Source organism: Paucibacter sp. DJ2R-2 (assembly GCF_025717675.1).
Lineage (GTDB): Bacteria > Pseudomonadota > Gammaproteobacteria > Burkholderiales > Burkholderiaceae_C > Paucibacter_A.
The window spans coordinates 44,666-57,270 of record NZ_JAJIRT010000009.1 but is presented as its reverse complement, the minus strand read 5'-3'; the positions used below and the strand labels follow the sequence as shown (position 1 = coordinate 57,270).

The following is a 12,605-nucleotide window of genomic DNA, read 5'->3' as shown; positions in this document are numbered from 1 at the left end:
CGTGTTCAGGTGGCCGGGTGGGCCAGGTCGCGCAGATGGGTGGGGCCCACGCGAGCCTCGATTTCGGCCAGCATGGCGCGGCCCCAGCCCAGGGCGAACAAGGCCTCGCCGACAACAAACATGGGCCCGACCAGCAGGCCGACCAGATCGTCGACAAAGGCGGGCTTCTTGCCCTCGTAGTAGTGGCCGACGAACTGGATGATCCAGCCCAGCACAAAGCTGCCCAGCCCCCAGGCCAGCCACTGCGAGCCGCTGCCGGCGGCCAGCGGCTCGGCCAGGGCCATCAACACGCCGTTGACGGCACTGACGGCCAAGCCCAGCACCAGATTGCCGCGCGTCAGGTACCAGGCCGTGCTCAGGGCCCAGACCGCCCAGGCTCCATTGGTCTGCAGGCCAAAGGCTTCGAGTTGAATCCTGGCCAGCAGCACACCGGCGGCAAACACGATCAGGGGAATGCCGACGAAGTGGGTGGCGATATTGCGCCGGTCGCGGTGGTAGCTGGCGTATTGGGCCATCAGATCGATGGCGGGGCGGAATGGGCTGGCGGCCATGGCTGGCTCCTTTGAGATGCGTCTTGAAGGCGATGCTAGCGCAAGCGCTGCCCATCGCACTGTCAGAATGAGCTTGTAAGTTCCCTGCTGTGAGGCCTCAGCCCTTGAAGAATCCCGAGAAACGCCGTCGGTGCAACACCCTGCTCCTGAGCTTGGCGGCTGCGGCCTTGTGCAGTGCCTGCGCGACCGTAGCGCCGCCGAGCCCCATGGCGGAGGCGGCGAGCCTGCCGGAGTTCGCCCTGGCGCAAGCGCAGCTGGAGGGCTTGGCCGGCGGGCGCTTGTACCGACTGGACCCTGCCGCCAGCCGGGTCCATATCCATGTATTCCGGGCCGGCCGTGCGGCTGGACTCGGGCACAACCATGTGCTGGCTGCGCCGCAGGTCCGGGGTTTGCTGTGGTGGCCTTTGGATGCCGAATCGCAAGCTCCGGCTCTGCGTGGCGCCGGGGCGGCTCGTTTTGAGCTGCTGCTGCGCCTCGATGAGCTGCAGCTCGATCCTCCCGAGCTGCGCGCCGCATTGGGCCCCGGCTGGGCCTCGCCGCTGAGCCCCGAGGCCGTTGCCGCCACCCGGCGCAATATGTTAGGCGAGGCCGGCCTGCAGGCCGAGCGCTTTCCCGAGCTGCGCATCCAGGGCCTGCAGCTGATCGGCGAGGCGCCCAAGCTGGTGGCACGCTGGGCACTGAGTTTGCATGGCCGCACGCGCCAGTACGAAGTGCCGCTGCAAGTGGAAATGAACGCGCAGTCGGTGCGTCTGAGCGGCGCCTGGGTGCTGCGCCAGAGTGATTTCGGCTTGACACCGTTCTCGGTGGCAGGAGGGCTGCTGGCGGTGCAGGACGAGCTGCTGGTCGAATTTGCGCTACAGGGGCTCTGAGCGGGGCAGGTCTCAGCGCAACCTTCGGCTCATCAAATCCTTGTCCACCAAGCGGCCGTCCGGCAATTTGATGGCTCCCATCAGGCGGCCGTAGCGGATGAAGCCGCAACTCTCATAAAGGCGCACGGCGGCCAGGTTGCTGGAGGTGACGCTGAGCGTGACCAGCTCCAGCACCGGCTCGCCTTCCAGCAGCATGAGGGCGCGTTGCAGGAGCTGCCGGCCGACGCCGCGGCCATGCAGGCCGTCGCTGACCATCATGCCGACGATATGGGCGACGTGGCGCACCTTGACGCGCGCCTCATGCTCGCAGCTGATGGCGCCGACCAGTTGTCCGTCCAGCCAAGCCGTCAGGGTGAACAGGTTGGCGCCGCCGTCGCCGCCGCTGAGGCGGCCGCGGTAGCTCTCGGCATCGCGTAGCAGCTCGGTGCGGGCGTCGGAGGTGAAGGCCTCGGGGTGTCCGGCCAGCATGCCATCACGTAGCTGCTTGTAGGCCGGCAGGTCTGCCTCGCGCATCAAGCGGATCTGACAGTCCAGCTGGCTTCGCTGGGGCGAGGGTGTGGAGTTCTCAAGCATGGTCTTGCCACTCCTGCAATTCGCGCAGGCTGTTGATATTGAGAAAGGCCTGCGGGTCGCCAGGCTGATCAAAGGCGACCACGACATGGTTCTGTGCGGCTTGCCACTGTTGCAGGCGTCGGCCACCTCGGGCCAGAAACTCGGCGGCGCTGTCGGCCAGGCGGCGGTGCATCAGGCAGAAGACTGGCTCCGCCTGCCCGGCGCAGCTGGGAAAGGCCAGCTCGGCGCCGCTGCTGACCAGGGCTGCGGCCAGGCGCTCGCCCAGGTCCAGGGGCAGGAAGGGGCTGTCACAGGGCACGCTGAGCAGCCAGTCGCTGCCGCAGGCCCGCAGACCGGCCAGCATGCCGGCCAAGGGTCCGGCGAAGTCGGAGTCGGCATCGCTGACGACGGGGCAGCCGAAGCGGCCGTGCTGCTGCAGCTCTTGGTTGGCGTTGATGAGCAGGGTTCCGACCTGCGGCTGCAGCCGCTCCAGCACGCAGGCCAGCAGCGGCCGCCCCTTGAACATTTGCAAGCCCTTGGACACGCCGCCCATGCGGCGACCCAGACCTCCGGCCAGCACCAGGCCGGTGATGTTCTCGATGGCGTCCGGACGGCCGCTGCCCACCATGGCTCAACCGCCGATGTAGTGCATTTCGATGCGGCGCTCGCCAACCGGCGGCTCGCCCAGGCCTTGGCTGCGCAGCTGCGAGTAGCGGTCACTGCGCTGCGACCACAGGCCAGCCACCGTGGCCTCGATTTGTGCATCCGTGGCCGGGCTGCGCAGCAGGCTGCGCAAGTCCTGGCCGCGGTGGGCGAACAAGCAGGTGTAGAGCTTGCCTTCGGTGGACAGGCGGGCCCGGTTGCAGTCGCCACAGAAGGCGCGGCTGACACTGGAGATCAGGCCGATCTCGCTGCTCAAGCCCTGGCGGCTGATGCGCCAGCGCTGCGCGGTTTCGCCGGGCGCGCTGGCCGACAGCGGCTGCAGATCGAACTGCTCGCCCAGGCGCTCCAGCAGCTGTGCCGAGGGCAGTACCTCATCCATGCGCCAGCCATTGCTGGCGCCGACGTCCATGTACTCGATGAAACGCAGCTGTACGCCGGAGCCCAGGAAATGCTGGGCCATGGGCAGGATCTGGCTGTCGTTGACACCCTTCTTGACCACCATATTGACCTTGATGGGTCCCAGCCCGGCTGCTTGCGCGGCAGCGATGCCGGCCAGCACCGAGGCGACCGGGAAGCCGACATCGTTCATGCGCTGGAAGATGGCGTCATCGAGACCGTCCAGGCTGACGGTTACGCGCCGCAGGCCGGCCTGCTTGAGCCGCTCGGCCATGCGTTCCAGCAGGGATCCGTTGGTGGTCAAGGTCAGATCAAGGGGCCGGCCGGCCGGTGTGCGCAGCTCGGCCAACATGGCGATCAGGCGGTCAACATGCTTTCGCAAGAGCGGCTCGCCGCCGGTCAGGCGGATCTTTTCGACCCCGAGCGCCACGAAGCTGCGCGCCAGACGGGTGATTTCCTCGAAGCTGAGCAGCTCGCTATGAGGCAGGAATTCGTAATGCTTGTCGAAGACCTGTTTGGGCATGCAGTAGCTGCAGCGGAAATTGCAACGGTCGGTGACCGAAATGCGCAGATCGCGCAGGGGGCGGCCCAGCAGATCGTGTGGCGGGCTGGCTTCGCCCGAGCTGGGGGCGGCAAGCTCGGAAAACGCGCCTAAGGAGGCGACCCGAGGCGAACTCTCGGTTTGGCGCAGATCGACGATGGGAATCACAGGCTTGTTGACCATGCGCGCCATTGTGCCCGCTGCGCAGAAGCCAGGCCTGGCGAAGGCCGGCTTGGCCTCGGCCGGGGCCGCCTGGCGCACAGCTGTGACTATCACCCCAAGAGGGGGCTTGCCCTCAGCGCGCGCAACAGTTGGAATGCGAGGCATGACCGGCGTACTCCATCCTGACCTGCCTCACTTCATCGCTTTTGGCGCCGTCTATACCGAGCTCAGCCGCAGCGGCCCCGATCTCTGGCGCAGCCGCAACCGTGGCGCGCCCTGGCAGGTGGCCGTGGCTCTGTCCACTTTGGGCGAACTCAGCGCCTTTGCCGGCGCCATCAGTCAGGACCAGTTCGGCCAGGAAATCTGGATCGACAGCAGCGACGCCAACCTGGATCTGCGCTTCATCCAGCAACTGCCCAAGCCGCCCTTGCTGGCCCTGAGCCGCGATGATGAAGCGCCACAGTTCTTTGTCGGTCAGGACAGTGCCGACCTGCATTTCCGCCCCGAGGGCCTGCCCAATGCTTGGCTCAAGGCCTTGCGCTGGGCTCATTTCGGCGGCATGAGCCTGGTGCGCCAACCCCTGGCCATGCGTTTGCTGGCCCTGGCCGAAGGTTTGAAAGCCGAGGGCAAGACACTCAGCTACGCGCCCGAGTTCAGCCTGCAGATGGACTCGCGCTACGACGAAACTCTGGAACGCATGTGCCGCCTGGCTGATGTGATCCAGGTCTCCGAAGCCGAACTGCGCGGCCTGTTTCGCGCGCAGGACTATCGCTTGGGTCTGGCCCAGATCAGCGCCTGGAACCCAGATGCTGTGCTGCTGCTTCAGCACGGCGTGGCCGGCCACGCCACGCTCTACCGCGGGCGCGAGGAATGGCATGCGCAGATTGCCGACCACGAGGCGGTCGACCCGGTCGGTGCGCGGGAATCCGGTCTTGCTGGTCTGATCTTCAGCTGCCTGCACCACCGGGCGGCACCGACGCAGCAGCATTTGCGCTGGGCCGTGGCCGCCGAAGCCGCGGCCTGCGGCGCGGCGGGCTTTTGCCCGCCCTCGGAAGCCTTGGTGGCCACGCTGGCGGAGCGGGTTTTGCTGAAATCGGGGCTGTGAGCGGGTCTGAGCTCGCCTTGCCGAGCGTCTCTTCGCATCAGCCGGCTCTTGAAGGCTCCACCGCAGCCAGCGTGACAGCTTCGCCACATTTGCGCGCTTCTGGCTGGCATGAAACCCATCTGCGCTTCAGTGGCCGTGGTGCTGACTACTTTCGAATCTGGGTGCTCAACACCTTGCTCAATCTGCTCAGTCTGGGCTTGTATTCGCCCTGGGCCAAGGTGCGCAAGGCGCGCTGGTTTGCCCAGCACACTTGGCTGCTCGACGACAACTTCGACTACCACGCCGACCCGCGTCGTCTGCTGCTGGGCCGGCTGGTGGCCTTGCTCTTGCTGGTCGGCAATGGCTATGCCTTTATGTGGTCGAAGACGGCCGGCTGGCTGATGGTGGCCGTCTTGCTTCTGCTGGGCCCGTTGCTGTTCGCCAGTGCCCAGCGCTTCCGCCTGGTCAACAGCAGCTGGCGCGGCCTGCGTTTCGGCTTTCAGATGCCGCGGCACCGGGCCTACTGGATCTGCCTGCCGGTGCTGCTGCTTTGGCAGCTCAATACCGTGCCAGAAGAATTCGGTCTCGAGCTTCGCTTCAACCACGGCAACGTGCTGCTGCTGGCCTTGATCTTCGCGATCGTCGGCCCCTGGGCGCATGCCCGGCTCAAGGCGGGCCAGCACAGCTGCGCCCGCTTTGGCGGGCGGCGCTTCGCCTACCGTTCCAGCATGTGGGAGTTTTACAAGCTCTATGCCCTGTTGACCTGCTTGCTTTGTCTGGCTCTGTTGCTGCAGTTCCTGCTGGCGAGCATCGTCCTGCAGGGCATGAGTCGGTGGCCGGAATTTTCAGCCTGGCTAGCGCCTTGGATGCGCTATGCCAATGTGTGGGTCGGCATCTTGGTCGGCGCCGTGGTCTGGCTGTTGGTCTGGCCGTTCTTCGCGGCCCGCCTGCAGCGGGTGGTCTGGGATCGCACGCGGCTGGGGCCGGTGAGCTTCGTGGGGGAGATGAAGGCCTGGCCTTTGTGGCGCATGACCTTGTCGCAGATGCTGTTGGTGGTGTTGAGCCTGGGCCTCTACTGGCCCTTTGCCGCCGTAACGCTGGCGCGCTATCGCATCGAGTCGCTCAAGCTTCGTTCCATGCGTCCATGGGCAGAGCTGGATTTGCGATCACCACGAACCGCCGCCGGCTCGACGGTGGCTGAAGGTTCGGCCGATCTGTTCGGCCTGGACCTGGGGTGGTGAGCACCATGAGCTCCAGTGAGGGGAGGGGGCAGTGGTTCGACGGTCGGCGGGCTCAAGGGCAGACGGTCCGTTGGCGTGTGGATGGACAGGGCCTGTGGCTCTGTGCCTGGGGCGAAAAGCCGCGGCCCGAGTTGGCGCCGTTGGCCGGTCCTTTCGAGGCCCGGCGCTTGCGTTTGCGTCCCAGCTTGGGTCTGGCGCGGCAGCCTCTTGACCTGCCGGATGGCAGCACCCTCTGCGTGAGCCTAGACGCCGCGCGCCTGCAGGCTGCACTTGGGCTGCGGCCGGCCTGGGAGGAGCGCTTGCTCGCGAACGTGCCTGCCATGGGCCTCTGCCTGCTCTTGCTGGTGGCCGTGCTGGTCAGTTTTGATCAGTGGGGGGCGCCCAAGCTGGCCAGTGCGGCCATGCCGCTCCTGCCGCCCAGCGTTGATCGCGGGCTTGGGCGGATGGTCGAGGACTCCCTGGAGGCGGAGTGGCGGCCCAGCCAGGTGCCGTCGGACCGGCAGCAGCGCCTTGTGGCGCGTTTCGAATCGGTGATGAAGCGCTTGCCGCCCATGGATCCCGCACCCAAATTGCGGTTTGCGCGCGAGGCCCAGTTCGACAGTGCGGAGGGCGGCTTCAATGCCCTGACCCTGCCCAATGGCACGGTGGTCCTGCTCGATGGCTTGGTGGCCCAGTTCAGCGACGAGGAACTGATGGCCGTGCTGGGCCATGAGCTCGGACATTTGCGGCATCGTCACGCCCTTCGCGGCACCCTGCGCTCCATCGGCCTGGGCAGTGTGGCCGGGGCGGTGCTGGGGGACTTCTCTTCGGTGGCAGCCAACTTGGTGTTTCTGCTGCGTTCCAGCGCTCATTCGCGCGATGACGAGCGCGAGGCCGATGCCGACGCGCGCGAATTCCTGCGCCAGGCCGGCCTGCCGGCTGCCACCCTGGTTTCGACCTGGCAGCAATTCAAAAAGCAGGAACTCGCGCAAGGGTCGCGTGCCTCCTTGCTCGACGGATTCGCCAGCCACCCGAGCACCGAGGAACGTTTGCGCCGGGCTCAGGCCTGGGCTGCCGAAGAGGAGGCCCCACTGCAAGCGCTGCCGGCCGCCCCGCGCTGACGCGGGTCCATCGTCTGCAATGCACTTTGGGTGAGCCGGAAGCCCGCTCAGTCGGGAATGCGGTAGTCGGCCGGTCCCATCAAGTCGATGCCACAGGCCAGGCTCTCGGCCCAGGCGATGAATTGCTGCACGGCCGGGCCGCTCATGGGGCTGCCGTGTTGCGGCACGATCATGTCGATGGGCAACTCGCGCACCATGGCCGCCCACAGGCGCATGACCTTGTTGCTGACCATATAGCGGCGGTGGAAGCCTTCCATGTGGCGGATGTGGCCGTCCAGCTCGGTCACCTGCTTGGCCGGGTCCAGGTTGGCGCCCAGCGAGGCGCCGAGGTCGCCTGAGAAGAGGATGCGGCTGATCGGGTCGTAGAACTGGAAGTTCCCCTCGGCATGCAGGAAGTGGGCGGGCAGGGCCCAGAGCTCGAAGCTGTCGTCGCTGCCCTGGCCCAGGCGCAGGCGCTGACCGGCGTCGGGCAGGCCGATGATGCGGCCGGCGGTCTTGCCGGGCTTGCAAAAGTGCGGTGCGAAGCGCTCCCAGATGCGCGAGATATAGACCGGCGCCGTGGTGGCCGTCATCCAGCGGTCCAGTGAAGCAATGATGTCGGGGTCGGCGTGCGAGGCCAGGATGGCGGCCAGTTTGTGCGGCGCCATGGTCTGGGTCAGGCCCAGGTAGAGCTCGTTGTAGGCGATATTGCCACCCGGGTCCAGGATCGCGCCGGTGTTGCCATGGACCAGCAAGAACTGGTTGGATTGCACAGCCTCGCCGTCCTCCAGGCTGAGCTTGGAGAACATCAGGCATTGGTGTGAGCCCTGACGGAACAGTTCGATGGACATGGCGCGTGGACGGACGAATCCGGCAGTGGAATGGCGCCACTCTAGCGAGGCCGGGCTCGCGCGCCCTTGAGCAAGATCAAGCGTCGCCGCCGCCTGCCGGCTTGAGCGTGCCGCGCAGGGCCAGCAGACCCGCCTCGGGCAGGGCGGGGCTGTAGAGCCAGCCCTGGGCATCGCTGACGCCCAGGTTCAGCAGAGCCTGGCGCTGGTGCTCGGTCTCCACGCCTTCGGCCGTGATGGCCAGGCCCAGAGTGTCTGCGAGAGCGACGATGGCTCGCACGATGGCCAGGTCGTTGCCGGCGCGCTCGATGTCGCGCACAAAGCTCTTGTCGATTTTGAGCCGGTCGAGCGGGAAATACTTGAGCAGGGACAGGGATGAAAAGCCGGTGCCGAAGTCGTCGATGGCCAGCTTGACTCCGAGGCGTCGCAACTCGCCCAGGATCAATCGGCCGCTGTCGATCGACTGCAGGGTCGATTCGGTGATCTCCAGCTCCAGGCAGGCCGGCGGCAGGCCGTGGCGGGCCAGGGCTTGCGCGACCACATCGACAAAGCCGGGGCGCTGCAGCTGGCGTGCCGAAATATTGACGGCCAGCCGGTCCAGCGGGCGGCCGCTCGCCAGCCAGCGCACGCCCAGACGGCAGGCCTGGTCCAGAGCCCAGCGGCCGAAGTCCTCGATCAGTCCGATCTCCTCAGCCACTGGAATGAAACGGTCGGGGCTGATGGGCCCCAATTCCGGGTGGTTCCAGCGCATCAAGGCTTCGGCACCGATGACGCGGTGGCGGGCCATGTCGATGATGGGTTGCCAATGAAGCACCAGCTCGTGGCCCAGGCGCGCGCGGCGCAGGCCTTGTTCGATCTGCATGCGGGCGATCGCCTTGTCCGAGAGCGTGGCGCTGAAGACCTCGTAGCGGTTGCGACCGCCGGCCTTGGCTTCGTACATGGCGGTGTCGGCTGCCTGGATCAGCGCGTCGGACGTGTTGGCATGGTCAGGAAATTGGGCGATGCCGATGCTGGCCGACACGGAGACGGGCTCACGGCCTTCCAGCTCAACCGGCAAACGGATCTCGGCCAGCAGCTTCTCGGCCAGAGTAGTGGCGTCCTCGGTGCGAGTGATATCGCTGAGCAGGATGATGAATTCATCACCGCCCAGGCGCACCGAGACATCGGAACGGCGCAGGCAGAGCTCAAGGCGGCGCGCGATTTTGATCAGGAGCTCGTCACCGACGCTGTGACCCAAAGTGTCATTGATGGTCTTGAAGCCATCGAGGTCGAGAAAGAGCAGTGCAAAGCGGGCGCCATCGCGGCCTTCACCAGGGGAGTCCAGGCGCGCATCGCCGGCGATGAAGTGGCGCAGGCAAATCTCCAGATGATGGCGATTGCCCAGTCCCGTCAAGGCATCATGGTAGGCCAGGTGCTGGATCTGGGTCTCGGCGCGGCGCAGGGCCGAGATGTCGGTGAAGGTCAGCACCTGGTGGCTGAGCTGGCCTTGCGTGTCCAGCACGGGCGCAAGATGCTGCCAGGCCGGAAAGACGCGACCATCGCGATGCCGGCAGATGGTCTCGCCATGCCAGATGGCGGCGCTGCTGCTGATTGGCGCTGCCGGATTGCCCAGGGCGTGAAAGCCGGCGGCATCGCCGACTCTTTGCGCGTGCAGAAAGCCGCGCACATCGCGCCCGACGATCTCATGCAAGAGCCAGCCCGTCATCTGGCTGAACGACGGATTGACGGCCCGCACGCGCAACTGTTCGTCGAGGATGAGAATGGCATCCGCGGCGGATTCGAACACGACCGCAGCTCGGCGCAACTGCGCCTCGCTTTCCCGCTGCAAGCTGATGTCTCGGAACACGCCGATGATCTTGCCCTCCTCGGGAAAATGGCAGGCCTTGATCTCCAGCCAGACGGGGGGCTCTTCCTCTGGGCGCCAGCGGGTCACGCAGTGGACGGATCCGCCGGGGGCCAGCAAGCATGACATCTGCTGGCGCGCCCGCTCATCGATACAAGCCAGAAATTCCTGGCGCGAAATCGCAAAGCCACGCGGCTCGCTGGCGAACAGGGGTTTGATATGGCCGTGCAGCTCGATGTCATCGGAGTCCGGCCGGAACTCCACCACGCCCAGCTGCGCGGCATCCAGCGCCAGGCGGTAGCGCTGCTCGGCCCGTTCGGCCTGCTGTTCGGCTGTACGCCGTGCCAGGGCCATGCGTATGGTGGCGTTCAGTTCGCGCAGCTCGAAGGGCTTGAGCAAGTAGCCGTAAGGTGCGGTCAAACCGGCTCGTTCCAAGGTGGCCGGTTCGGCATAGGCGGTCAGATAGATGACGGGGATCTTCAGCTGGCTGATGACGGTGTGGGCAGCGCGCGTGCCGTCACCGCCGTGGCCGAGGTTGATGTCCATCAGCACCAGATCCGGGCGGTCGCCGCGGGCCAATTCGACGGCGCGGCTTTCCGACGCGGCCATGCCACTGACCTCATAGCCCAGGGATTCAAGGTCCTGCTTGAGGTCCAAGGCGACGATGCGCTCGTCCTCGACGATCTGAATGCGCGCCAGCCGTGGCGCCGCCGGCACAACCATGGAGTCCGTCATGTCGTGGTTTCCTTTGCATCCCTTGAGTTCATGAAGTTGACTCTCACACGGGTCCCTTGCCCGGCCATCAGACGGAGCGTGCCGTCGAGTTGTTCGGTCAGCATGGGGACCAGTTGAAAGCCCAATGTCTTGCTGTTTTCCCAGTCAGGATCGCTGGGCAGGCCGATGCCGTCATCGCTGACCTCTATCTGCAGGCTGTGGTCGTCGGCGCGCTTTGCGCTGATCACGATGCGCCCGTTGCTCCGATTGGGGAAGGCGTGCTTGAAGGCATTGGTGACCAGCTCGTTGACGATCAGCCCGCAGGGGATGGCCGCCTGCAAATCGATCGCCATGCCTTCATCGTCGGCCTGCACCTTCAGTTCCAGGGCTTTCTCGGGGTTGGCGTAGCTGTCGTGCAGCAAGGTGGCCAGTCGCTTGAGGTAGGGGCCCAGTTCAAGTGCAGAGAAGTCATTGCGTTCGTAGAGCAGCTGGTGGGTCAGTGCCATGGCGCGGATCCGGCTCTTGCTGTCACGCAGCACGGCCCTGACCGAGTCATCGACGTAGCGCGACTGCAGGCGCAAGAGACTGGAGACGATTTGCAGATTGTTTTTGACCCGGTGGTGCACTTCGCTGAGCAGCGCTGTCTTCTCCTGCAGGGCGCGTTCAATCTGGGCCTGGGCAGCCAGGCGTTCGTCGATATCGATGACGGTGGCCAACACCTCGGGAGGATCGCTGCCTGGAATCGGGTTCAGCCCTACCTCGACATTGAAGCTGCTGCCGTCATGCCGCAAGGCCTGCAGCCGCCTGCGCTTGGCCATGGGCCGGGTCTGGAGATGGGCAAAGAAGTGGCTGATCAGTGCCGGATGACCGGGGCGTGAAGCCACGGGCACAAGCTCGTTGATGTCGCTGTTTTCCAGCGTCCCGGGCAGGCAGGCAAACAGCCGGTCCATGGCGGTGTTGGCGAGCAGGATACGGCCCTCGCCATTGACCAGGGCCATGCCATCAGGGGCGGCGTTGAAAGCACTGCGAAAGCGGGCCTCGCTGGCCCGCAGAGCCCGCTCGCCGTGCACGCGGTCGGAAATGTCGATGCCGGAGGCGATCACGTGGGTGACTTGCTCTCCATCGTCGCGCAACGGAGCCAGCATGAAGTCGATGGTCATGCGGCTGTCGTTACGCATGCGCACGATGACGTCACTTCGTATCACCTTGCCTTCGGCGGCCTCGATCATGGCGCCACGCAGCCAAGTTTGCAGATCCAGGTCGTGCGACCACCAATAGGTATCCCAGAACGCCTTGCCGCGGACCTCGTCGATGCCGATGCCAGCGGCTTCAAGCGGCGCCCGGTTGGCTTCCAACAAGATGCCCTCGGTGCTGAGTACGCCGACAAAGGCGAACAAACCGTTGAGTACCCGGCGTAGGCGCTCCTCGCTCTCCCTCAGGATGGCCTCGGCCTTGCGATGGCTGGTGATGTTGACAGCCTGAACCAGTATGCCCACCACCACTTGCTCAGCATCGCGTATGGGCAGGTAGCTGGCTTCCCAGTCGGACGGCGTGTCTGGATGACTGGGCACCAGGACCTGAACACGGAACTTTTCCAGCGCATGACCATGGTCCAGCACCGCGCGCAGCAGGGGTTCGAGTTTGTCGAAGGCCAGCGGCAGCACTTCGGCGACGCTGCGCCCCAAAAGCTTCTCGACCGGCACGCCATTGAACTCGGCCAAGGCCCGGTTCACCCGTGTGTAGCGAAGTTGCCGGTCCAGCACGGCCAAGCCGACTGGCAGATCGCTGGCGAACAGGCTGTCGAGTACCGCGTGGTCAGCCGGCTCCGCCTTCATGTTTGATGCGCCCACAGACCGACTTCCGTTTCGGCGCGCCTGGGGCGGGCGGCGTGGCGCCCGCGGGCCGATTGCATCGGGAACTGCATGCTGGTTCTCTCCCTGAGAAACATCGTGGATTCAACGACATCGGTGCAGACCCCATCTATCTTGATGTTTGTCAATTCCGAGTCTACCCGGCAACAGCCGTCCAGCTTGCTTGTTTCTTGGGTCAGCGACCAGCGGCA

11 protein-coding genes are annotated in these 12,605 nt (G+C 65.7%); 4 read left to right on the top strand and 7 right to left on the bottom strand.

Features of this window, described 5'->3' with window-relative positions; genetic code table 11:
• Positions 1 to 5: 5 nt before the first annotated feature.
• Entirely contained in the window at positions 6 to 551 is a 546-nt protein-coding gene (locus tag LNV28_RS19075) for an Mpo1 family 2-hydroxy fatty acid dioxygenase (RefSeq protein ID WP_263519628.1), read from the bottom strand.
• Between the two features lie 104 nt (positions 552 to 655).
• On the opposite strand from LNV28_RS19075, the gene LNV28_RS19070 reads away from it, so the two are divergent.
• The gene (locus LNV28_RS19070) at positions 656 to 1,420 is read left to right on the top strand and encodes a YceI family protein (RefSeq protein WP_263519629.1); all 765 of its coding nucleotides are present in this window, start codon (positions 656 to 658) and stop codon (positions 1,418 to 1,420) included.
• Positions 1,421 to 1,432: 12 nt separating this feature from the next.
• On the opposite strand, the gene LNV28_RS19065 is transcribed toward LNV28_RS19070, so the two are convergent.
• The 3 genes from LNV28_RS19065 to moaA are packed head-to-tail and all read right to left on the bottom strand — an operon-like array spanning position 1,433 to position 3,755.
• Positions 1,433 to 1,993 carry a GNAT family N-acetyltransferase gene (locus LNV28_RS19065; protein WP_263519630.1) on the bottom strand — a complete coding sequence of 187 codons (561 nt, stop codon included), beginning with the start codon at positions 1,991 to 1,993 and terminating at the stop codon, positions 1,433 to 1,435.
• Entirely contained in the window at positions 1,986 to 2,600 is a 615-nt protein-coding gene (mobA, locus tag LNV28_RS19060; RefSeq protein ID WP_263519631.1) for a molybdenum cofactor guanylyltransferase MobA, read from the bottom strand. The genes LNV28_RS19065 and mobA overlap by 8 nt, the downstream gene beginning before the upstream one ends.
• Positions 2,601 to 2,603: 3 nt before the next feature.
• Positions 2,604 to 3,755 carry a GTP 3',8-cyclase MoaA gene (moaA, locus tag LNV28_RS19055; RefSeq protein ID WP_263519632.1) on the bottom strand — a complete coding sequence of 384 codons (1,152 nt, stop codon included), beginning with the start codon at positions 3,753 to 3,755 and terminating at the stop codon, positions 2,604 to 2,606.
• Positions 3,756 to 3,897: 142 nt separating this feature from the next.
• Between moaA and LNV28_RS19050 the strand changes: the two genes are divergently transcribed.
• From LNV28_RS19050 to LNV28_RS19040, 3 genes are all read left to right on the top strand, one after another.
• On the top strand, positions 3,898 to 4,839 hold the full coding sequence (locus LNV28_RS19050; RefSeq protein WP_263519633.1) for a PfkB family carbohydrate kinase: 942 nt from the start codon (positions 3,898 to 3,900) through the stop codon (positions 4,837 to 4,839).
• A gap of 71 nt (positions 4,840 to 4,910) precedes the next feature.
• Entirely contained in the window at positions 4,911 to 6,059 is a 1,149-nt protein-coding gene (locus LNV28_RS19045; protein ID WP_263519634.1) for a DUF898 family protein, read from the top strand.
• A gap of 5 nt (positions 6,060 to 6,064) precedes the next feature.
• On the top strand, positions 6,065 to 7,159 hold the full coding sequence (locus LNV28_RS19040) for a M48 family metallopeptidase (protein ID WP_263519635.1): 1,095 nt from the start codon (positions 6,065 to 6,067) through the stop codon (positions 7,157 to 7,159).
• A gap of 47 nt (positions 7,160 to 7,206) precedes the next feature.
• Here the strand turns inward: LNV28_RS19040 and LNV28_RS19035 are convergent, their stop codons facing one another.
• From LNV28_RS19035 to LNV28_RS19025, 3 genes are all read right to left on the bottom strand, one after another.
• On the bottom strand, positions 7,207 to 7,989 hold the full coding sequence (locus LNV28_RS19035; protein WP_263519636.1) for an oxygen-binding di-iron domain-containing protein: 783 nt from the start codon (positions 7,987 to 7,989) through the stop codon (positions 7,207 to 7,209).
• A 76-nt stretch (positions 7,990 to 8,065) separates the two neighbouring features.
• Complete coding sequence (locus LNV28_RS19030) at positions 8,066 to 10,564, bottom strand: two-component system response regulator (RefSeq protein ID WP_263519637.1); 2,499 nt, start codon at positions 10,562 to 10,564, stop codon at positions 8,066 to 8,068.
• Positions 10,561 to 12,378 (bottom strand): PAS domain S-box protein, encoded by a 1,818-nt coding sequence (locus LNV28_RS19025; protein WP_263519638.1) that lies wholly within the window; start codon positions 12,376 to 12,378, stop codon positions 10,561 to 10,563. Before LNV28_RS19025 ends, LNV28_RS19030 begins: the two co-directional genes overlap by 4 nt.
• Positions 12,379 to 12,605 lie beyond the last annotated feature (227 nt).